Raw genomic sequence first — 21,982 nt, forward strand, 5'->3', positions numbered from 1 at the left:
CGTAACTGTTAGCAATGAATTTTTAACGAGGAGACACAATGCTTTCGCCTACAAAGTTCGTAGCAATTGAGCAATAGGCATGTAGCGAGGAGGCGCAAGCATTACGCCTCTACCGGAATCATGGATTGTTACACCACTTTCCACCACGGGTCATCCCCATCTTTCTTAGGAGGCGCCTCCGCTGGTTTCGCAGCGGGTGGCGGTGTTGCCGGCTGTTCAGCAGGCTGCTCATTTTTCCATATGGCCTGTGCTTCGGCTTTTATATCAGCGCGACTCAAAATCGCCGCCAGTTTGGTTTTAAGCGCACGGCCCTGCTCCGGTTTTACCATCATTACAAAGTTGGCATAGCCTTCCATGCTGGCGATGATGTTGCCTTTGCCCCAGGATTTACCAGCCAGGCCGGTTAATTCCACCTGATGTAACAGTGCCCTGAACTTACGGAGCGTGGTACGATCAATGCTTAGCTTTTGGTTTACGACAATACCGGTTACTTCGTGGCGATCCCCTTTGCGCATCACTTTGAGCTTATCCGGATGCAATACAAATCCCTCTTCGGCCACTACTTTTTTCACTGCCCATAAGAGCTGTCCGGCTTTGGCAGCAGGATCTCCCTTGGCGGAAAAAGTCATATCGTCGGCATAGCGCGTGTAGGCGTAACCGTATTTAGCGGATAATCCTTCGAAACGCCGGTCCATTTTAAAACAGATCAGGTTGGTGATAGCGGGGCTGGTAGGTGCGCCCTGCGGCAGCACCCTGGCGGTTTTGGCTACAAAATATTTGCGGCCGTCCAGCACCACTTCATCTACTTCCGGTTCGGTGCAGATGAGTCCGAGAATCGTAGCCACCTGTTCACTATAGCCTAACTTGCAAAACAATCCCTTTACGCGATTGTAGGCAATAGAGGGGAAAAAGTCTTTCAGATCAATATTGACCACAATATCCTTACCTACGTGCGGGATAGCATTGGTAACAATAGACTTGCCGGGCACAAAACCGTTAGCAGCGCTACTGTTGGCCACTTTGTACAGAACATGTTCCAGTATCCAGTGCTGGGCAGCTTTCAGCTGTGGCATTGGTGCGGAAATAATACGGGTACCACCTGATTTTTTGGGAATGGCAAAGCGCTGGTAATGCGTAGCGTGTGCCACACTGCGGTTAAAGGCGAGGAAACGCAGTTTGCCCAAAGGCAGCTGCATAGCGGTGGCCAGGTCGGTAGCGTTATGCCATACCGGCAAATTATATTTTTGAAGCTGCGCTGTATCGGACTGGTTTTTATTCAATCCCGCAGATACATTTTCACCGAGGTAAATAATGTCCTGCTGCTTTTTTTCTGCCCAGGCAGCAGCACATTCGATACGTTGCTGCTCCTTGCGCTTTTTCGTTTCCGCACGCCTGGCTTTCGCCTGTGCCATGCGCTGCTTGCGCATTTCCACGAGCAGGCGCTTCTTATCACGATATTTTGAGCGCTCTGATAACAGCTGGTTCAGCTGGCGGTTCAGCTCCCCCTCCTGCTTAATCAGCGCTTCAGGAATGGAGGGCCTGTCGGTATTCCTTGACCAGAAACCAAGGCGTACCATCTCTTCCAGGATGTATTCTTCTTTGGATGTTTCGCGAATTCTATCGTACAGCTGTTGACGGGTTAAACCTTCCGGCATAGTCAATTCATTAAAGTACTATTAAAAATTTGCTGTATATAGCTGCCGGAGTGAGAGGGGTAAAGATTTTATAAAGAGGAAAGGGCGCTTCGTGCAAACCATTGACTAAATCAATCAACTCCAGGGAGGGGCCTACTATGTCGATATTTAAGCCCCAGGGGCTCCTACCGTAAATATCGACATAGTAGGCCCCTCCCAAAGTAAAGATTGCATTTAGTGAAGCATGTATAGTCAGAATACCTGAATGACGAAACATCATTCATCTCCATGAAGGAGCGCAAGTGCAATCAATTCCTCTTTATAAAGATCTTTATTTCTATTGTGCCGGCAAGTTATATAATAATTTCTGATATCAAAAATTTTCTACAGAAATTATTTTGCAGCATATGCTTTTCTCAGTGCTAACATGTGTTTGCACGGACCTTTGTACAGTTTATTCTGATAAAAGAAATCACAATCGCACTGCGCATTGGTCATTCTTTCATCGGCGTCTATGATCATAACGGGATGGTATACACGCTGTACAGTTACGGTTCCTTTCAGTTGGGTACCTACACCGGTAATCTGATTTTCCGTGTAGGATACTTTACCCTGGGCAACCAGTTGCTCCGCATCAGCTTCTTCAGGAGTACTGAAGCGCAGCAGATGCATTGGCAATGGCTCCCGGCTCAGCTCACGCAAGCGGTACACGCCTGCATGCAGATCATAGATGACCTTACCGGCCTGCGTAAACAAACCCAATGCCCCCAGCACAGTAGCACTGCTTAAGCCGGTGGCTTTCACCAGGTCCGCCGCAGTACTAAACCAAACCGATTGCAAGGCATTGTATACCCTGAATTTATCCGGCTCTGCGACCTCCGCTCTTGGTGCCATGAGGTCAAACTGTCCGGCGCGGGACCAGTCATTGGCGGTCCACCCGGATAAGCCGAGGGTAAATTGCATATCCCCCAGGTCCGCAATAAAGAAAGAAGGTAATCCGCTTCCAGTCAGGTGTACCGTGAATTTGCGGGCAATAGGTATCAGTCGCTCCAATATCAGGATACGCCTTCTGCCCCATATACGAATCTCACGTGCCTGCGGACCGGTATATAACGATCTCGCACATACGATTTCGCGGTTCCATGGTTCAAACACCGCGCGGATAGGTTTTCCAGGCTCCAGGATAAACCGTATAGACCGTGGCCCTTTCGTCTCCTTAAACCTCCTGAGCCAGCTACAGAAATTATATACATCCATGGGATGCAGATCAAAGGTAGCAGCGGGTAAGGTCATAGCGGAGCTCACCTGCAGAAAACCTCTCACCCAGCTATCAGGTAAGTCAATTTTCACTTCATGATACAATTCTTCCTGGGAAGTTTGTACCTGGAAGCCGCCCGGGTCCACGCGGAAATCAGTTTCTTTATAGTCCCTGATTTTTTGAAACTCATTATATAATGCAGCTGAATAGTCGATATTGGTAGTACCGCATTCAAACTCATTCACTTCTTTAAACACATTGTAGCTGGCGCTCAGCTTCCCGTAGGTAGATTCATCCTGACTAAAACATTCGAAGAAAATTTCATCAGGATGCACGCTGATCACCGGGTCCAGCACAAACCAGGCATCCCTGTCTTTCTGATAGAGATAGTCGAAGTACGCACGTTTGGCTTTGTTAAACGGCCCCATGGCCTTGTCTTTCTGATCCCATATCTGACGGAGATCCGCGCGGAGGCCTTCAATTTTCTGGTCGGCTGCCTGCGCATCATAGCCTTGCATGAATTCAGCAAGCCAGATCGATTCCTGCTGTGCAGCCCATTCCTTATATTCCGTTTTATCTTTCGGTTTAAAGCGGAGATCAGAAACAACTACATCATGTAAGGCAGATATGGCTTCACGGAAAGCAATTTTTTTACTGAGCTTTCCTACGAAAAAAGTGGGTGCACGATGGGTATCAGGTGCAAAGGAGATCCCGGCGCTGCCGGCATCACTGAACACCTGAGAGGTACCACTATATCTGTAGTTAAATAACATAAACGGATAAACGATTTATTGCAGTCGCACTGCCGGTTCAACAAAAACGATTGGCAGCTCCAGCGTGAAGTGCTGACTGATGTTACGCATGATACTGATACATCTGGCTTTATCGCCGATGGCTACGGTAGCAGAGATGTCGGTAATGATACCGCCTATGAATGCTGCGGCTTCAGCTGATTTCAGCGCTTCGGTTTCCAGGAAGGTGAATACACGTTCCTTAGCTACCCTGGCTTTATTGACGCGGGTGAGCACCGAGCGGAAATAATGCTCCAGCAGTTTGATATATTCCAGCTGACCGGATGCATAGGTCTGCAGATAGCTGGTAGCAAAGATCTGCATGGCAGCGCTTGGGTGCTGGCTCAGTTTAAGCAGGTATTGCGTACCATCTTCATTTTTGAAATAGCGCATCAGCAGCTCACGGCCAAAGGCCTGAATATCGGTGCGTACGCTGTCGGCCAGCGCAATCAGACTTTCAGGGCTCCAGTCGGCCTCCGTAAAAGTATGACGGAAGTAATCGATGGCGAAGCGGCGGGTATCATCCCATTTACTGTCGAGCAGTGCTACAGCGGTATCTTTTTCTGCGCGGATGCGCGCCACATTATTACGGTAAAAATTCCAGCACCATTCTCTCACCTGTTGCAGTTCATGAGCGCCGGTGGCGATGATCTGTTTGAGCGTGAGCGTATCAGCAGGGATATATTTATCCAGCAGCAGGATTCCAAATTCCTGTGCGGGGCGGTAGTTGGCGTAAAGCAGTCGCAGTGCGGATGCGGTATCGATATCATGGAGATAGTCTGCCAGCTGGGCACGGAGCAATGCCGCAATATCTTCATGGCTGCCTTCTGATTTTTCCGTGCGCATGAGCAGGGGAACCAGTTCATTCACGAGGTATACGGCCAGGCGGTTATCGACGGTGATTAGTCGTGCCACGAGTGTAGCCATTTGCCGGCGGATACCTTTATGTTTCGACAGCAGGCAGTCGAGTATCATTTCCGGGCGACGCAGCATTTCGGCATCGCTGATTTTGCGAACGACAGACCAGGCGGCATCGCGGAGCGGACCATATTCACTGTTGAGGATACCCATCAGCTGTACCGTGGATATCTGGTCGAAGTTATAGTTATCGTCTGCCTTGAGTAACAGTAACCGCACGCCGAAGGCTTGCAGGGCTACTATATTACGTTGCATCAGGTCGTAGATCACCATGACGTCCAGCTGGCGGAACACGCTACCACAGTAACTTTCGAGAATGCGGCAGGCGTCGGTGATAATCAGGTTTTCTGCTTCGGGTTTCACCTCCACCTGCATCAGGTGTGCGATGGTGAGTCCTGCCAGTACCTGTGCCTGCTGCGCAGGCATATCAGTTGGCGGGTAGATGTTAACCACGAACTGGCGTACTTCCTCGTAAGGGTTAAAGATCAGCGTTTGCAGGATGGCATTGTCAGCGAGTATCCCTTTAGGGTTGGCGCTGATCCATTCCATGGCCTGGTCCCTCGCCTCTTTCAACGGGCAAATGAGGAGAATGCGCAGGAGCATGGCGGAAGGTGCGGCGGGATTGTATTTTTCCCTGGCCAGTTCCAGCCCGAATAAAGACGGGATATGGTGCTTGTTGTACAACAGTGCAGCAATAACGTCTTCGGTTATACGCGATTTCAGCTCTTCAAAGCGGGGATGTGCTTTGAGTTGCTCCATTGCAAATACATGCACCTGGTCCATTTTGCCGCCGATGAGCATTTGAATAAATGCTTCCGGGGTGTCGTTCCATAATTCCTGGAAAGGCACGTCTGAATGTACAGGCGCTGCTGGCGCGGATTCCGGCTGATAGGTACCCGGTTGCGGCACTACGTGTTTATCGGTATTGAGCCAGCTGAAGAGTTTTTTCAGCAGGCTGTTATTTTCTTTTTTGAGCAGGTCCGGATTCGCAGTAGCACGCGGCGTGCCGCTGGTGCTGGCGCTGGTATCAACCTTAAACATCCATTCTTCCATACCCGACAGGTATTGCAGGTCGGTAGCATTACCACGGATGATATAGTTCAGGAAGATGGCTTTGGAGTTTTCCGGAAACTGCTTTTCTATGGTTGTATATCGATTGTTGACGTATGCGTAGTCGCGCCGGTGGTATGGTTTAGTCGCATCCGTTTCCTGTACATATTGCAGCAGCAGGGCGGTGGCAAAACGCACATACTCTTTATCCCCTGCGCTACCCAGTCGCTTTAAGCGACGCAATACGCGGCGATTAAAGTACCGGCGTGTTTTATGGGAAAAGGCAATACGGCTGCCAGGCTTTTTGATTTCGGAGCGTACTTTTACAAATGCGTTCAGCTCTGCGATGAACGTTTCCGGCCGCCACTCTTCGTATTCTTTTGCCGGCATGGTAAACATGGCTGGCTCCCGCTCTATGCGGTGTGCGAGTGCTGCCACTACCATGTGGTCATCTTTCATTTCTGCCTGCTTGAAGATATGGCGCAGGTGCTGGAACCACGACGGGCGGAATGCCACCTGGGTGAGCAGGATGAGCAGTGCTTGTCGCAGTGCCGGGTAGGCAGTGGACAGCAAATAGCTTTCCTCCAGCAGCGGGTACTGGGAGGCTTGCTGCACTACGATATATTCATTCAGCAAACGGAATATTTCCGAGGTATCACCTGCCAGCACGGCGGCCTTCAGGTGATCCGGCATAGCGTGGAGGTAAGGCTGCAGAAATGCCGGTTTCTCATCTTCCGGCAATAGCATCAGCATACCGTTGGCAGCCAGCATACGGATATTAAGCGGATAGGCGCTGTTTTCCATATAGGCTTTCAATACGGGTATGGCGGTGGCATCGCCGGTGCGGCTGAGCGACCATATCACCGAGTAGCGGTGCATTACATCCTTTTTATCGCCCTGTTTGATAATGAAGGGGGCGGATTCGCCGATGCGCAGTTCCCCTGCCCTCCAGATCACCCTGGACATTTTCCACGCGTGCTTGCCAGCCGGGCGGTTCTGTAACCTTCTGAGGATCGCTTTGTGGCGGGGATTGCTGATGCCGTCGATAATAGCAGCAGAGGCATCGTCTGTCAGCTGTTCTTTGCTGGCCGATTCCTGCTCACCGATATAGCCTTTGCTGCGCTTTTCCTTTTCGAGTCCGTCGAATAAGGAGTTCGCGGTGGCCAAAGGTACGGGGCTCGTTGTTTTTGTTCCCTCTTTCAGGTTGGCACCTCTCTTTCCGTAGCGAAAATTGACAAGGTATTGGTCAGGGCCTACTTCGCACAGATCGATCTCATAGGTTTTGTCTGAATTCCCTTCCCGGAAGAAGAGCTTCACAGTCCTTACAAATTTCATGAGTTAACGATAATTGAGGGGCTAAACTAAGAAATTAATGTTTGATTTAGAGGGATTTGGGGATTTTTATTTTGATTATATAAAACAAAAACGATATATGTTTTAGGGCCTGATTCCCTGGCCTGCGGCCAGGGAATCAGGTGTGAGCCAGGGCTCGCGCCCTGGCTCACACCTGATTTGTGGATACGGTTCGTGGGAGACTAACGGCCTTAAATAGACGAAGGGCCGGAGGACCCCCGACCCTTCTGTTGTTTGTTGTAACCTTCAGGTATTACCTTGAAGTATCTTTTATACGTTGAAGCGGAAGTGCATCACGTCGCCATCGGCAACGAGGTACTCTTTACCTTCGATGCGGAAACGGCCGGCATCGCGGGCAGCAGATTCAGAACCGTATTTTACGTAGTCATCGTAGGAGATCACCTCTGCTTTGATGAAGCCTTTTTCGAAATCGGTGTGGATCACGCTGGCAGCCTGAGGGGCTTTCCATCCGCGGTGGATGGTCCATGCGCGTACTTCCTGTACACCGGCGGTGAAATAGGTGATCAGTTCCAGCAGGTCGTAGGCAGAGCGGATCAGGCGGTTCAGGCCTGGCTCAGTAAGACCGTATTCGCTCAGGAACAGCTCCTTATCAGCAGGATCTTCCATTTCGGATATCTGTGCTTCAATGGTGTTGTTCATCACAATTACCTGTGCGCCTTCGCTTTTAACGCCTTCTGTCAGCGCTACGGAGTATTTGTTACCGGTGAGCAGGGAACCTTCGTCCACGTTAGCAACGTAAAGCACGGGTTTGTCTGTCAGCAGAAACAGGTCAGCGATAGCTACCTTATCCTCTTTGCTCAGCTGGAGCTCGCGGATATTGCGACCTTGTTCCAGGTGTTCCTGGCATTGTTTCAGGATTTCATATTCTCTTTTAGCTTTCGGATCACCACCGGTTTTAGCCATTTTCTCGGTACGCGCGATTTTCTTTTCCACGCTTTCCAGGTCTTTCAGCTGTAACTCAGTATCAATGATTCCTTTATCGCCCATCGGATTGATGGCACCTTCCTCACGGAGAATGTTATCGTCTTCAAAGCAGCGGATAACGTGTACAATCGCATCCACCTCACGGATATTGGCGAGAAACTTGTTGCCAAGTCCTTCCCCTTTGCTGGCGCCTTTTACCAGGCCGGCAATATCCACAAATTCAATAGTAGTAGGTACTACACGGTTAGGTTTTACCAGCTCTTCCAGTTTCGTCAGACGGCTGTCCGGAACATCTACCAGTCCTACGTTTGGTTCGATGGTACAGAAACGGTAGTTACTGGCCTGCGCTTTGGCGCTGTTGCTTACCGCATTAAACAAAGTTGATTTTCCTACATTCGGTAATCCTACAATTCCTACTTGCAAAGCCATTTTTCAAAATTTGCGCAAAGATAAGGTTTTGTTTCTATCTCTCAAAGCGTTATAACTAATGGCACATTTGGTTAATAGAAACAAAAAACTATCTTCACGAATTAAATAATTGAAAACTCATGGCTTTAAACTACGTCTGGCTGGCATTCTTCCTCATATCCTTTGTGGTTGCCTTGTTCAAAACCTTCGTGCTGCAAGACACCGCTGTATTCGGGGCAGTAATGAATTCCATGCTCACCAATGCCAAAGCCGGCGCCGAAATCTCCCTGGGACTGGCTGGTATTATGACTTTCTGGCTGGGCATCATGCGTGTAGGGGAAGCTGGGGGCATGATCCAACGCTTTTCCAACTTCGTAAACCCCTTCTTCTCCAAATTATTTCCGGACGTACCGAAGGGGCACCCTGCAATGGGCTCCATGCTGATGAACTTTTCGGCCAGTATGCTGGGAATGGACAATGCAGCCACCCCCATGGGCCTCAAAGCCATGAAGGAACTGCAGGAGCTCAATCCTAAACCGGAAGAGGCCAGCAATCCGCAGATCATGTTTCTGGTGCTGAACACAGCCGGGGTCATCCTGATTCCTACTTCCGTGATCGCGCTGCGACTCGCTGCCCATGCAGCCAATCCTGCTGATGTGTTCATCCCGATCCTGATTTCCACGTTCATTGCGTTCATTGCCGGTATGATAACGGTATCCATCTACCAGAAAATCAACCTGTTTAAACTCCCTGTACTGGTGTTTCTGGCAGGTTTTGCCGCCTTGTTGTTCGGCCTCTTTTCCTGGGTAAAAAATATGCCTGCAGATCAGATCGGACCGCGTACCGCGAGCCTGGGGGGTGGTATCATTTTCGCGATCGTAGTCACTTTCCTGGTATCGGGCCTTGTAAAAAAGATCAACGTATATGACGTATTTATCGAGGGCGCCAAAGAAGGCTTCCAGATTTCGGTACGCATCATCCCCTACCTGGTAGGTATAATCGTAGCCATTGGTGCTTTCCGCGCCACCGGCTGCATGGACTACCTGGTAAACGGTATCGGTGCATTGTTTGCCGCCATGGGCATGAATACAGATTTCGTACCTGCATTACCGGTAGCCTTCATGAAACCACTGAGCGGTAGCGGCTCCAGGGCACTGATGGTAGAAATTATGGAGCATAACGGGCCGGACTCATTCGTAGGGCGACTCGCGAGCATTATCCAGGGCACTACTGAAACAACTTTCTATATTCTGGCCGTGTACTTTGGATCTGTCAACATCAAGAAAACAAGGTATGCGCTTACTGCCGGCCTGATAGCGGATTTCTGTGGCATTGTTTCGGCTATTCTGTTAGGGTATCTGTTCTTCCATTCGGTTAGTTAGGGAGATGTAAAACAAGGCCTGGCTTAACTGCCCGTAAAAAATTAGTATTACAAGGCTACCCTTTCTCTTTCAGTGGGTTAGGGAGATGTAAATAAAAAAAGCCGGCTACTTATCCGTAAGGAAACGTACCCGGCTTTTTCGTATAACAATGGGCGTTAGTGCACTTCGTTAATAATTTTATTCACCGCTTTCACAAATTCGGTAGAGTTATCCGGACTGATGACCCATTTGGCGTTGGCGGATTCAATCAGCACCAGGTGTTCATTATTGGTACACCACCGTGAATAATCCCCCATTTCCGCGGATCGGTATGCACCCAGGTAGCCAAATACACCGCCACTGGCAAATACACGGGCGCTTTCGCCTAACTCCTCCTCATCTATACTACGCAGGCGCAATACGGCTGATAAAGGAATACGTATACTACGGAGGTGACCTTTAATAATAATTTCGGCGGCTGTCAGCACGTAATAGCGCGGACTTAATCCCCAGGCCAGCAACAATGCCGGCAGCAGGATAATCAGAGCTATAGTGGTGGGAATAGCATCATGCCTGTCCACCATCACCTGCCTGCACCCTATCAGTATAACCACCACAATAAGCAGGTGGGTGATCATTTTCGACGAATCGTCCTGAACTGCTGCAAATCTCATATCCGCTACGTTTAGATTTATAGCAAGTAAGATAGAAATAATATTCCAGATATGACGCTATTTTTAGCGGGAACTAGGCTTCCGCATCATACTTGCCGGTCTTCTCCTCCATGGTCACATCGCTGTCTTTCCGTATCTGCATTTTTACATACACCAGCAATTGTGATGCACCTGCTTTAAAGCATACTTCCTGCGCCTGACGCACCACCTCCATCAGCTCCTCATAAGTTCCTTCCATCACCGTTTCGAAAGGACATACCCTGTACTTCACACCGGAAGCTTTAATCACCGCAATCGCCTCGTCTACTACTGCATATACCTGCTCAGATGGCACGCTGGGAATGATCTGCAGGGCCAGATTGATCTTTTTACTCATTTGCTATTCGTTTACTTAGTAACTGGTTATAAATGCCTTGCAAAGATTGATTATTTAATTGATTTATTGTATGGAACTTTTTTGGTGCCAAAGGCACCCTGTAAGGTGAGGAAAATGGTCAAGCATTCTTCTTTTTTTGCACCACCTCATACAAATCTCTCCGTTTATCCTTCATGGTTTGTACACTGCCAAAGGCATGCAGCTCCTTCAGCAGTACCAGGTCCACATCTGCAATCACCACCATCTCTGTATTGGGAGTGGCATCGGCCTTAATCCCCGTAACCGGAAACTGAAAATCAGAAGGGGTGAGTACACAACTCTGTGCATATTGCAGGTCCATGTTATTTACCTTAGGCAGATTGCCGATGCAACCGGAAATAGCCACATAGCATTCGTTCTCAATCGCCCGCGCCTGTGCACAAAAACGCACCCGGTTATACGCATGCTGGGTATCGGTCATAAATGGCACAAATAAAATCTGCATGCCCTGGTCCGCCAATATGCGGGATGGTTCCGGAAACTCAACATCATAACAGATCTGAATTCCTATCTTCCCACAATCTGTATCAAATACCTTGATTTCATTGCCACCTTTGATACCCCAGGCGGACACCTCGCTGGGCGTAGGATGAATTTTCGTATATTCTTCATGGGTACCATCGCGGCGGCACAGGTAGGAAATATTGTACAACAAATCATTGCGCAGGATCGGCATACTGCCGCAGATCACGTTTACATTGTACGACACTGCATACTGCTGCATTGTTTCCCGTATCTGCTCTGTATACCGCGCCACTCCCCTGATAGCCCCTGCGGGGTCCAGCTGGTTGAACTCTGCCATCAGCGGGGCATTGAACAACTCCGGGAATACGACAAAGTCGGACCCGTAATCACTTACCGCATCAATGAAATATTCCACCTGCGATAAAAAACCTTCTATGCTGCCGTAATCCCGCATCTCCCACTGCACCAGCCCGATACGCACGGTGGACTTCGTATAACGGATATTATCCTGATCAGGTTCATAGTAGATGTTATACCATTTCAGCAGCGTGGCAAAGCCCTTGCTGGCCTCATCAGCCGGCAGGTAGTTACGCAGTATTTTCGTGACCTGGAAGTCATTGGAAAACTGAAACGTGAGGGTAGGATCGTAAATTTCCTTGTCCCGTACCTTACGGATGTATTCCCGCGGCGTAAGCTTGTCCGCAAATTTTTCGTAATTAGGAATACGGCCACCAGCCACTATCCCTTCAAGGTTCAACTGCTCACAAAGGTTTTTGCGGGCATCGTACAACCGGCGGGCCAGTCGCCGCCCCCTGTATTCAGGGTCCACAAACACCTCAATGCCGTAGAGAATATCCCCTTTGGGATTGTGGGTACTAAAATTATAATAGCCGGTGATCTGCTCGTAGGTGTGATCGTCGCCATACTTGTTATAGTCCACAATGATTGAGAGCGCACAGCCTACCACCTTACCATTTACAGTGACCGCAATCTGGCCTTCCGGGAAAATACTGATGAGCCGGCGTATGGTGGGCTCGCGCCAGTAGCTGCCGCTCATATCGGCATAGGCAGACACCATGGATGCCTTGAGGTCAAAATAATCCTCTACGGTGAGATTTCTGATTTCTACAATATCACTCATAACCTGATAATTGTTCTTTATTTAAGTTAACATATTTCCGGCACAAGAGGTTTAGCAGCCCCTGTGAGCATCCCTCCAACAAAATTTGCAGGAACCAACGGAATTGATTTACTTTACATACCTACTGATTTTATCCATCCATCCTCCGAACTACCTGCCCAAGTTTTCATTTAATCCATTTATATGCCTGTTCAAAACCGGGATATTGTTGTCATTGGCTTGCAGCCGTGGTACACCCCTATAGGTAGTAACTGCAAAAACATTGCCCTGGAATTTTCCAGGCATAACCGGGTGCTGTATATCAATGCTCCGCTGGACCGCAAAACACTGCTCACAGAAAAGCAGGACGCCAATTTGCTGCACCACAAGTCCCTGCTGAAAAATCCGCAGGACTCACTGGTACGCATCAACGATAATATGTGGAATTATTACCCGCTTACGGTGATGGAATCGGTCAACTGGCTGCCTTCCACTGCCCTCTTCCGGGTGTTTAATAAACTGAATAACCGGCGTTTTGCCAAAGAGATCCGCAAAGCTATCCGGCAGTTAGGGTTTCGTAACATCATACTATTCAACGACAACGATATTTTCAGGGGCTACCACCTCAAGGAACTGCTGCTACCTGAACTCTACATTTATTACAGCCGGGATTACCTGCTGGCAGTAGATTACTGGAAAAAGCACGGCCAAACCATAGAGCCGCTGCATATTGCCAAGGCGGACATCGGAGTAGCCAACTCCATGTACCTGGCGGAACGGCTAAAGTCGTATAACCCTAACAGTTATTACATTGGTCAGGGTTGCGAACTAACCCTGTTTGATCCCAGGCAGCCTTTTGCCCGGCCGGCCGACATGCCCCCTCCCGGTAAGCCGGTGATAGGGTACGTAGGTGCGCTCACCAGTTTGCGACTGGATATAACGTTAATCACGGAAATGGCTACACGGCGCCGGGATTGGAATTTTGTACTGGTGGGTCCGGAAGATGCCGATTTCCAGGCATCGGCGCTGCATCAGCTGGACAACGTTTATTTCCCCGGGCGCAAGCCTATGGCTGAACTACCCGCCTATGTAGCCAACTTTGAGGTATGTATGAATCCGCAGCTGGTGAATGATATGACGATCGGGAATTACCCGCTGAAGGTAGACGAGTACCTGGCCATGGGCAAACCTGTGCTGGCCACAGCCACGCCCACCATGGAACTTTTCAGGGATTATGTATACCTGGGTACTAACGTGGACGAATATATAGAAATGGCTGCAAGGGCGCTGGTAGAAGTGCCGGCATTGCAGGCGGGCCGCAGGCGCGAATTTGCATTATCGCACACCTGGGAAAACTCCGTAGCAGGGATTTACGCGGCCATTCAAAAACATGAACAACCGTAAAAGCCAAAGGCCACCCCTGTGACAAGGCAGCCTTTTACTTTTTTGATTAGCGGGTTAGTACCCACTAATGACAATACTAAAACCTCAGAACTTAAAACTTCAGGATACGGCCTACCCATTTAAAATTCTCCTCACCGCGTACATCAATCATATGTACGCCATTAGGGAGGTTGCCGAGATCCAGTTCGATATAACTCACCCCGTTTAACGGGTAGTTATATTTGAATTCCGTTTGTCCGCGCAGGTCATAAATGGTGACCCTTGCGGTATGTACATGCGCGCTCCTGATTTCAAGCCGCACCTTTCCCCTGGTAGGGTTTGGATAATAGCTCACGGTTGTACTATCCGTGGGATTATCATTTGCATCCATCACCACCACTTTTACGCTGGCGGTGGCGCTGAGGCCATCGTTATCGGTTACTACCAGTTTAAAAGCGTATACCCCTTCCGGCATGTTTGCGGCGGTGGCAGTGGCGGTACCACTACCTGCCAGGTGTACGCCGGGGCCGCTGATCTGCGTCCAGGCCCAGGTAACGATGTTGCCGTCAGGATCGTTGCTGGTGCTGCCATTGAGCGTAATGCTGTTTGCGGGCAGCATGATGGTGTCGGGTGCGGTGGCAATGGCTACCGGCGGCTTTTTATCTACCGGTGCTTCCTGCACGGTCACCTGTATATCATCAGTGGCGGTGAGGCCGCCGTTGTCTTTCACGGTTAACCGGAACGTATACACGCCTTTTGCGAGTCCGGATGCGGTGGCCTGGGCAGCATTGGCACCGGTGATGGTGGCTGCATTGGGGCCGGCCGTTTGGGACCAGGTATAGGTGGCGATACTTCCATCGGCATCTCTGCTGGCGGTACCATCCAGTGGTACGCTGTTTACGGGCAGCGTAATAATTACATCTGCACCGGCGCTTGCCTGTGGTGGTTTGTTGGCCACTACTTCTTCCACGGTCACCTGTACTTCATCGAAAGTAGAAAGTCCACCATTATCAGTAGTAGTGAGGCGGAAAATATACACGCCCTTTACAAGCCCGCTCACCGTGGTGCTGGCCGCAGCGGGCGTGGCAATAGTGGCGGTATTAGGGCCGGAAGTCTGTGTCCATTTATAAGTGGCGATGGTGCCATCTGCATCCCTGGATGCGGAGCCGTCCAGCTGACCGTTGGCAGGTAGCACAACTTTGATATCTGCGCCTGCATTGGTGGTTGGTGGTGTGTTAGCTGCATCCTGCACTGTAATCACTACCTCATCAAAGGCGGTGGCGCCTTTATCATCCGTAGCGGTCAGGCGGAAGGTGTAAACGCCTTTTATCAGTCCGCTCACTGCTGTTTTTGCGGCAGCAGGTGTAGCGATGGTGGCGGTATTAGGGCCGGCTGTTTGCGTCCATTTATAGGTGGCGATGGTACCATCCGGATCTTTGGAAGCAGCACCATCCAGCTGCGCACCGTTAGGCAATACTACGGTAAAGTCTGCACCGGCATTCACGGTTGGCGGTTTATTGACCACTACCCCGCCTCTTTTATCTTTGCTGAACTGCAGCATCCATTCGTACACGTTTTTGCCATCTTCCCTGTAATTGGGATCATAGGCTTTTGTCCAGGCGTCGTGACCTCCGGCATTAAATATCGTTAACCGGGCCAATGGGTTTGGCGCCGGCACATAAGCGTTAATTAATGCTACCCAGTTTTTGGAGGATGCGGAAGGAACCGTAGGGTCACCTTCGTTATGAAGCGCCCACACAGGTAGGTTATTAGAGGAGATAAAAACTGACTGGATGGGGAGTGGCGAACGTAACGGACCTGGATCATAAGCGCCACAGATGGGCACGATGGCGGCAACACGGTTACACGAATAAATCTGCGAGCTTACATATCCCCATACGGCGCCTCCTCCTCTGCTCAACCCGGTGAGGTACACCCGGTTGGTGTCCACGTTATAATTGCGATAGGCGTATTCGATTAATGAATCAATATTGGGCAGGTTAGGTACCCCTCTGAACTGCGGACATAAGACCACAAAAGATTCCGAGGAATCCCCCACTTTGAATGTTGCAGGAAATACCCCCTGGTTAATCAACCTGGGCGGACCATTGGCAATCACGCGGTTAATTTCCGTGGTGCCATTGCCTTCTTCTCCCATACCATGAAAGAATAGTAATAAAGGAAATTTTTTCCCCGTTGGTGAGTATCCCTGCGGCAGTGACTCGAGGAGTCCGGCGGGATTATAAAGACCAGTAACGCGTGCAGTTAATTTCCCTTGCTGAGCAAATAAATTAGGGGCGGTCAGCATCATTAACAGACATATTCCTGCATTCATCACTCTCTTCAATCTCTTATTGAAATCCGTGAGGTTAGTCATAGTAAAGATTGGTAAAGTTTTTCCCTGATATGTTTACATTTTAGGTGTACGAGGTTAAGTAGTACAGCTACAAAGTAAGTACATTTCAACAAACAAATGTTGATTTTTTTTCATATATATACCCAAAAATCATAAAGCATATATTTTTAATATATACAACTAACACACATCCAACATATTATTTTAAACTTTTATTAAAAATTAAAATCATCTAATTTTAAAAAAATTTGTACCTTGCCGTCAACTCCAACTATATCCTGTTTATAAAAGCCAGAACAACATTGATAATCCCGGACTTGAAAAGCAGTCACCACACTGCGTTACAGGTTCTTCATTTATAGTTAATTGTATGGGTTTCAGGCTGATCGGTGTAATCAGGAATCATCACTTTCAATCGTTACTGGGGAATGTTATTTCAGCATTTTTCAATATTCTTTCGTTTGCACTGCTGGTAAGAACCTTACCGGAAGCGACTTTTGGGGAATGGGTATTTTTCCAGGTGACATTTAATATGCTGGACCAGATACGGACAGGGCTACTGCAATCAGGCCTCATCAAGTATTACGCCGGCACCAACGCTTACACGGCCCGCAAAGTATGCGGTAGTGCGTGGTATCTCGCCATCGCCGTTACGTTGGCATTCCTGCTGATTAACTTACTGGTACTGGGGATTGGCTGGCGTTACCTGAGCCCCGACTGGCAATACTTTCTGCGCTTCCTCGGCATAGTGCTCCTCCTGTCGCTGCCTTTCAACTTCGCCACCTGGCTGTTGCAGGCCAAACACCAGTTTGATAAAATCGTGCAAATCCGCATCCTGCAAAATGCAACTTTCTTAATACTGCTCACCATCATGCACTTTACCGGCAAGTCCAGTTTGCTGATGGTCACTTACGCGTACGCAGCAGCCATGCTGGTTACAAGCGCCTATTGCCTGGCACACCGCTGGACGGGCATTCGCAGCCTCTATTTTAAAAGCATCGCAGAAGTGAAATCACTTTTCGTATATGGGAGAATGATAGTAGGTAGTATGGTCGCATCTACCTTTATCCCCTACTCGGATAATTTCTTTATCCGCACCATGATCAACCCCACGGCGGTAGCCATCTACAGCATTCCGCAAAAGTTTATGGAAGTGATTGAAATCATCCTGAGAAGTTTTGCCGCCACCGCCCAGCCTACACTATCAAGCGCCGCCAACAGGAATGATCCGGCAGCAGTGGCGCGCACCTTTTGTAAATATACGGGCGCTATCACCTTCCTGATCCTGCCATTTATACTCGGGCTCATTCTATTCATACATCCGTTAATCATCATACTTGCCGGCAAGGAATACCTGGTAGCGCTGCCTATCGTTGTCATCTTTTTGAGTTCAGCCATCCTTTATCCGATGGACCGGTTTGTAGGCGTTACACTGGATATGATGAACAAACCACATCTCAACTTTTATAAAAATTTAATCAAACTAAGCATCAATGTGATCGGCGATGTACTGTTTATCTGGCTGTTTATGGACCTGCGCGCTGTGGCCGCCGCTTCCCTGCTAAACCTGGTTGCCGGCATCCTCTTCGGCTACCTGTGTTTGAAAAAACAACTGGATATAACGGTAAAGGATATACTAAAAGAAGGTTGGACTGCATGTATGCTTATCCTGGAAAAAATTCCCGCGAAACTACAACTGGTTAAAAAATAGAATACCTCATGCGTTTAGCTTTCCTAATCCTGGCTCACAAGAACCCGGAGCAACTGCACCAACTATTGTCCCGGTTATCGCATCCGCTGGTAGACTGCTATGTTCACCTCGATGCAAAAGCAGACATCCAGGACTACTGGCCATGTACTCAGCTGAGTCAGGTCTATTTTATTCCTTCCCGTGTAAAAGTAAACTGGGCGGGCTTCAGCATGGTACGCGCTACCATGAACCTGATGGAAGTGGCGCTGCATAGTCGCCGCAGGTATGTCAACATCTCCCTGCTTTCCGGCCTCGACTACCCCCTGCGCCCCATCCAGGAAATTTTCGACTTCTTCACTATCCACCATGGCAAAGAGTTTATGGACATCATGCCCGAGCAGGAAGTGCAGGCCACTATCAGCAAGCTGGATCAATATCACTTTGAAGATTTCCATTTTAAAGGAAAGTATTTTATGGCGAGATGGGTAAACCGCCTCATGCCGGTACGCAAACGGCCAATGGGTTTCAGACATTGGGGTGGCAGTCAGTGGTGGAGCTTAAGTGAAGAGTGTGCCAGGTATTGCCTTCAGTTCATCAACACACATCCGGCCATCCTGAGTTATTACAAATACACCTGGGGACCGGATGAATTTATATTTCATACCATCGTGATGAACAGCCCGGAGTGGCGCAATAAAGTTACATACGACAATCTCCGTTATATCGATTGGTCGGAGAAAAAACCGAGTCCAAAAACCTTTACAGCAACGGATCTTCCCAACCTCCTGGCTTCAGGCAAACTGTTTGCCAGGAAGTTTGATATGGCGGTTACACCGGAAATCCTGCAGCAGGCCGATGGATTGATGCAGCAAACTGTTTAGGAATTGGTGGCTTTGGTCATTTCATGCTGCACAAAAAGATTGTTGTATACCTCTTCTACTTTGAGGGTCATGGTAGTAATATTGTGATCTGCCCGCGCTCTTTCCAGCGCGGCAGCAGCAAAGCGCTGGCGTAAATTTCCATCGGCTGCCATACGGCAGATGGCGGTACACAGTGCGGCGGTATGTTTGGCAGGTACCAACAGGCCGCTCACCTCATGATCAAATGCTTCCCTGGTACCATCCACATCACTGGCTATCACCGGCTTGCCTACTGCCATTGCTTCCAGCAATCCAATTGGATACCCTTCCCACAGTGAGGGCAGGCAGTAAATATCGATTGCCTGCAGCACTCCCGGTACATCGCTCCGGAAACCATCCAGCACCACGGCGCCGCCTATCCCAAGCTCGCTAATCAGTTGTACGGCAGCGCTTTTCAGCGGCCCCTCCCCGATCATCAGCAGCTTAAGCTGAGGATACAACTGATGAGCAGCGGCAAAAGCACGGATCATTCCTAAAGGATCTTTTTGAATTGTCATGCGGACAATAAAGCCTACCACAATGTCCTGTTCCGTAAAGCCGTAATGGGCACGTAGCCCATGGTCGCTCACCTCCGGATGAAATTGTTGCATATTCACGCCATTCCTGATTACAACAGATTTAAATCTCCCGAAAGCCCTTATACCCGTTTGCCTGTTGGAAGCTGAAACCGTAATATTCAATCCTGTTCTACGTGTAATCCACTTCTCAATCATCACTCTTGCTTTATGTATCGGATAAGGCAGGCCATGATGAAACGACCAGCCATGCACCGTATAGATCACCGGAATACCCAGTTTACGTGTAGCCGGGAGCATATTCGTATTGGCGCGGGTGCCGTGTACATGTACCAGGTCAATTTCCTCGTCCTGCATCAGCTTACGGATCGACTTCCACACGCGGAAGTCGAACGGCCTGGTAGAAGGAATCACATGCACGGGTATACCCATTTGCTGCAACGTATCCACCATCGGGCCATCGGTAAAAGATAACACCACGGGGGCAAAGCGGGATTTATCCAGGTGGGCCACCAGGTCGAGGATATGGCGCTCGCCACCTCCAACCTTGCCCTGATGAATTGTTTCCAGGACTTTTATTCTTCTGTTAGCGCTCATAGCAGTATAGGCAAATGCTGTCAGAATGGTTTGAGATGCCAGCTAACGCCTTTCCAGAAGGCCTGCAGGTGTTTCCATTCTCTTTTCAGCAGGAAAGTCAATGTATTTTTAGGTATCGTGATGCAGGTAAAATAACCTGCAAAAAGCAACAGATGCGGCCAGCGCACATTACGGCGCATAAACAGGATTCTGTTGCGGGTGAGGTAATAGGTTTTGAGAGCGCTGTATTTTCCGGTGGTCATAGACTCCTTGTGGTAGATCAGCGATGCAGGCTGAAAGTACATACGGTAGCCCATCCTGCGAAATTGCTCACACCAGTCCAGCTCCTCATAATAGAGGAAATAAATATCCGGCATGAGTCCTACCCGGCTCATGATATTTTTTTTCATCATCATGGCTCCGCCATGCGCATACGCAGTATCAACGATGCCGGTATATTGCCCGTCGTCACGCATACCGCGACCAATCATACTATTGCGGCCGGTGAGTACATCTACTTTCTGATAGCCTGCGTATTCAATCACTCCTGGCTGGTAAAAAAAATGGAACTTCGGACTCACGATCCCTGCATCGGGATGGCGGTCGAAAACCGCCAGCAGTCCTTGTATCAGGCCAGGCGTAAACTCTGTATCATTGTTTACCAAAAACAGGTACTCCCCTTTCGCCGCGGCAATGCCTAAGTTATTGCCTCCTGCAAACCCGCGATTGCGCTCACTTCTGATGACACGTACTGCAGGATACACTTCCTGCAACAAGGCCGTAGGATCTTCCGTGGACGCATTATCCACCACAATCACTTCCACATTCGTATAATCGTTACGGTGAATAGATGCCAGCAAAGCCTGCGTCACTACCGGTGTATTGTAGTTGACCGTAATGATGGAAACGAGCGGTAAAATATTATCCTTCTGCATCTACCAGGGGATTATTGATCACAGTTTTATGATGACTGGTATGTATAAATGTATTTTCAGCACCCTTGAGCCGGAACAGCAGCGCCAGCATAATACCGATGGCCCTTGGCAGGTTCAGGATGGCCTGCACAAAATAGCGGGCAAAAAATTTGCGCGGTATGGGCAATAGCAGGCAACAGGCATTGAGTGCCCATAATATCAGCCACCAGGATATAGGGAGAGATAAATAGCTGCCCAGCAGGAGGTATAGTCCCGGCATTATCGTAAGATAAGCCAGCAGCAACATCCTCGGGGGCATGAGATTATGACACAAAAAGAGGTTCAGGTAGTCGAAATTCCCATGACGAAGCGCATCCCAGCCATTGGCCCGGTATTGCCAGAGATAGCTGTATTGAGCTGCCAGCCAGCGTTTACGTTGTTTGGCGAAGGCCGCAGGATTATCAATTTTTTCATCGAACACGAGGGCGTGTTCCATGTATAAAATAGGTTGCACAGGGATGCCTGTTTCACGGAAAACTTTTTTCTCCGCTATCATCATCTGGAGAATTTTATCTTCTCCGGTGGCATCAATCTGCGCCATAATATGTTTAATCAGCCTGTAGTTAAACACCATTCCGGAGCCAATTACAGAAGAAGACAGGCCTAACGCGTTGCTGCCTTTACGATAGATGTGGTTAGCAATGATTTCATTGGCCGTATCAAGTATCGCAAAAGGAGAATCAATATTTTTCGCTACGCGGCGTGCCTGAATCACCTGGTGTCCATCCAGAAAGGCGCGGTTCATTTTTAGCAGAAAGTCGGGATCGAGCAGGTTATCTGCATCACTGATGATAGCGCCGTCATATGTTTCCTGCAAGCTGGCAAATGCAACATTCAAAGCTTTCGCCTTGGTGCTTTTCTCAAAGCTCACCGGGATGACGATGGCGCTGGTGGCAGCTAATGCTGCCAGGGTTTCCGGTTGCAGGGAATCAGCAATGATAACGATATCATAAGCGCCACGCGGATAGCGCAGCGCTTCGTGATGCTGTACGGTTGATAATATAATGGCATCCTCCCGGTAGGCCGGCACCAGTATGGCAAAACGAAGGTGCTTTTCCGGAGCGGCGAAATCAGATTTCTTTTTGCGGCTAAAAGTAGCCGCCATACAGAACAGCAGGTTATAACATACCCACAGGGCCGGTATGGCGAACAACAACACTTCAATAACATGCATCA

15 protein-coding genes are annotated in these 21,982 nt (G+C 49.1%); 4 read left to right on the forward strand and 11 right to left on the reverse strand.

Annotation, left to right across the window (positions count from 1 at the left end; genetic code table 11):
• Nucleotides 1-128 precede the first annotated feature (128 nt).
• The 4 genes from KW844_RS17950 to ychF form a co-directional block, all read right to left on the reverse strand.
• Entirely contained in the window at nt 129-1,655 is a 1,527-nt protein-coding gene (locus KW844_RS17950) for a reverse transcriptase domain-containing protein (protein ID WP_218378157.1), read from the reverse strand.
• A 372-nt stretch (nt 1,656-2,027) separates the two neighbouring features.
• The gene (locus KW844_RS17955) at nt 2,028-3,665 is read right to left on the reverse strand and encodes an SWIM zinc finger family protein (protein ID WP_218378158.1); all 1,638 of its coding nucleotides are present in this window, start codon (nt 3,663-3,665) and stop codon (nt 2,028-2,030) included.
• Between the two features lie 15 nt (nt 3,666-3,680).
• Nucleotides 3,681-6,986 (reverse strand): hypothetical protein, encoded by a 3,306-nt coding sequence (locus KW844_RS17960; RefSeq protein WP_218378159.1) that lies wholly within the window; start codon nt 6,984-6,986, stop codon nt 3,681-3,683.
• 288 nt (nt 6,987-7,274) lie between these two features.
• The gene (gene ychF / locus KW844_RS17965) at nt 7,275-8,378 is read right to left on the reverse strand and encodes a redox-regulated ATPase YchF (RefSeq protein WP_218378160.1); all 1,104 of its coding nucleotides are present in this window, start codon (nt 8,376-8,378) and stop codon (nt 7,275-7,277) included.
• A 119-nt stretch (nt 8,379-8,497) separates the two neighbouring features.
• On the opposite strand from ychF, the gene KW844_RS17970 reads away from it, so the two are divergent.
• Nucleotides 8,498-9,739: a nucleoside recognition domain-containing protein gene (locus KW844_RS17970; RefSeq protein WP_218378161.1), complete on the forward strand. Its 1,242-nt coding sequence runs from the start codon at nt 8,498-8,500 to the stop codon at nt 9,737-9,739.
• A 155-nt stretch (nt 9,740-9,894) separates the two neighbouring features.
• Here the strand turns inward: KW844_RS17970 and KW844_RS17975 are convergent, their stop codons facing one another.
• The 3 genes from KW844_RS17975 to KW844_RS17985 form a co-directional block, all read right to left on the reverse strand.
• On the reverse strand, nt 9,895-10,392 hold the full coding sequence (locus tag KW844_RS17975; RefSeq protein WP_218378162.1) for a PH domain-containing protein: 498 nt from the start codon (nt 10,390-10,392) through the stop codon (nt 9,895-9,897).
• A gap of 73 nt (nt 10,393-10,465) precedes the next feature.
• On the reverse strand, nt 10,466-10,768 hold the full coding sequence (locus tag KW844_RS17980; protein ID WP_218378163.1) for a thiamine-binding protein: 303 nt from the start codon (nt 10,766-10,768) through the stop codon (nt 10,466-10,468).
• Between the two features lie 118 nt (nt 10,769-10,886).
• Nucleotides 10,887-12,413: a bifunctional GNAT family N-acetyltransferase/carbon-nitrogen hydrolase family protein gene (locus KW844_RS17985; RefSeq protein WP_218378164.1), complete on the reverse strand. Its 1,527-nt coding sequence runs from the start codon at nt 12,411-12,413 to the stop codon at nt 10,887-10,889.
• A gap of 183 nt (nt 12,414-12,596) precedes the next feature.
• On the opposite strand from KW844_RS17985, the gene KW844_RS17990 reads away from it, so the two are divergent.
• Nucleotides 12,597-13,796, forward strand: a complete 1,200-nt coding sequence (locus KW844_RS17990; RefSeq protein WP_218378165.1) for a glycosyltransferase — start codon at nt 12,597-12,599, stop codon at nt 13,794-13,796.
• A gap of 91 nt (nt 13,797-13,887) precedes the next feature.
• Here the strand turns inward: KW844_RS17990 and KW844_RS17995 are convergent, their stop codons facing one another.
• Nucleotides 13,888-16,152 (reverse strand): PKD domain-containing protein, encoded by a 2,265-nt coding sequence (locus KW844_RS17995; RefSeq protein ID WP_218378166.1) that lies wholly within the window; start codon nt 16,150-16,152, stop codon nt 13,888-13,890.
• A 349-nt stretch (nt 16,153-16,501) separates the two neighbouring features.
• On the opposite strand from KW844_RS17995, the gene KW844_RS18000 reads away from it, so the two are divergent.
• Both KW844_RS18000 and KW844_RS18005 read left to right on the forward strand, forming a co-directional pair.
• The gene (locus tag KW844_RS18000) at nt 16,502-17,842 is read left to right on the forward strand and encodes a lipopolysaccharide biosynthesis protein (RefSeq protein ID WP_218378167.1); all 1,341 of its coding nucleotides are present in this window, start codon (nt 16,502-16,504) and stop codon (nt 17,840-17,842) included.
• A gap of 8 nt (nt 17,843-17,850) precedes the next feature.
• Entirely contained in the window at nt 17,851-18,702 is an 852-nt protein-coding gene (locus KW844_RS18005; RefSeq protein ID WP_218378168.1) for a beta-1,6-N-acetylglucosaminyltransferase, read from the forward strand.
• Here the strand turns inward: KW844_RS18005 and KW844_RS18010 are convergent.
• From KW844_RS18010 to KW844_RS18020, 3 genes are read right to left on the reverse strand one after another with little or no spacing between them, the layout of a single operon-like run.
• On the reverse strand, nt 18,699-19,853 hold the full coding sequence (locus KW844_RS18010) for a glycosyltransferase (protein ID WP_218378169.1): 1,155 nt from the start codon (nt 19,851-19,853) through the stop codon (nt 18,699-18,701). The two genes, KW844_RS18005 and KW844_RS18010, sit on opposite strands and share 4 nt — an antisense overlap.
• 20 nt (nt 19,854-19,873) lie before the next feature.
• Complete coding sequence (locus KW844_RS18015) at nt 19,874-20,767, reverse strand: glycosyltransferase family 2 protein (RefSeq protein WP_218378170.1); 894 nt, start codon at nt 20,765-20,767, stop codon at nt 19,874-19,876.
• A complete protein-coding gene (locus tag KW844_RS18020; RefSeq protein WP_218378171.1) occupies nt 20,754-21,980 on the reverse strand; it encodes a glycosyltransferase family 2 protein in 1,227 nt (408 codons plus the stop codon). The genes KW844_RS18015 and KW844_RS18020 overlap by 14 nt, the downstream gene beginning before the upstream one ends.
• Nucleotides 21,981-21,982 lie beyond the last annotated feature (2 nt).

The sequence above is a fragment of the Chitinophaga sp. sic0106 genome, from assembly GCF_019219075.1.
Classification (GTDB): domain Bacteria; phylum Bacteroidota; class Bacteroidia; order Chitinophagales; family Chitinophagaceae; genus Chitinophaga.

What these genes read in the sequence shown, in the direction of transcription:
- KW844_RS17950 (WP_218378157.1), bottom strand. Translation starts at nt 1,655, where the DNA reads ATGCCGGAAGGTTTAACCCGTCAACAGCTGTACGATAGAATTCGCGAA.
- KW844_RS17955 (WP_218378158.1), bottom strand. Translation starts at nt 3,665, where the DNA reads ATGTTATTTAACTACAGATATAGTGGTACCTCTCAGGTGTTCAGTGAT.
- KW844_RS17960 (WP_218378159.1), bottom strand. Translation starts at nt 6,986, where the DNA reads ATGAAATTTGTAAGGACTGTGAAGCTCTTCTTCCGGGAAGGGAATTCA.
- ychF (WP_218378160.1), bottom strand. Translation starts at nt 8,378, where the DNA reads ATGGCTTTGCAAGTAGGAATTGTAGGATTACCGAATGTAGGAAAATCA.
- KW844_RS17970 (WP_218378161.1), top strand. Translation starts at nt 8,498, where the DNA reads ATGGCTTTAAACTACGTCTGGCTGGCATTCTTCCTCATATCCTTTGTG.
- KW844_RS17975 (WP_218378162.1), bottom strand. Translation starts at nt 10,392, where the DNA reads ATGAGATTTGCAGCAGTTCAGGACGATTCGTCGAAAATGATCACCCAC.
- KW844_RS17980 (WP_218378163.1), bottom strand. Translation starts at nt 10,768, where the DNA reads ATGAGTAAAAAGATCAATCTGGCCCTGCAGATCATTCCCAGCGTGCCA.
- KW844_RS17985 (WP_218378164.1), bottom strand. Translation starts at nt 12,413, where the DNA reads ATGAGTGATATTGTAGAAATCAGAAATCTCACCGTAGAGGATTATTTT.
- KW844_RS17990 (WP_218378165.1), top strand. Translation starts at nt 12,597, where the DNA reads ATGCCTGTTCAAAACCGGGATATTGTTGTCATTGGCTTGCAGCCGTGG.
- KW844_RS17995 (WP_218378166.1), bottom strand. Translation starts at nt 16,152, where the DNA reads ATGACTAACCTCACGGATTTCAATAAGAGATTGAAGAGAGTGATGAAT.
- KW844_RS18000 (WP_218378167.1), top strand. Translation starts at nt 16,502, where the DNA reads ATGGGTTTCAGGCTGATCGGTGTAATCAGGAATCATCACTTTCAATCG.
- KW844_RS18005 (WP_218378168.1), top strand. Translation starts at nt 17,851, where the DNA reads ATGCGTTTAGCTTTCCTAATCCTGGCTCACAAGAACCCGGAGCAACTG.
- KW844_RS18010 (WP_218378169.1), bottom strand. Translation starts at nt 19,853, where the DNA reads ATGAGCGCTAACAGAAGAATAAAAGTCCTGGAAACAATTCATCAGGGC.
- KW844_RS18015 (WP_218378170.1), bottom strand. Translation starts at nt 20,767, where the DNA reads ATGCAGAAGGATAATATTTTACCGCTCGTTTCCATCATTACGGTCAAC.
- KW844_RS18020 (WP_218378171.1), bottom strand. Translation starts at nt 21,980, where the DNA reads ATGCATGTTATTGAAGTGTTGTTGTTCGCCATACCGGCCCTGTGGGTA.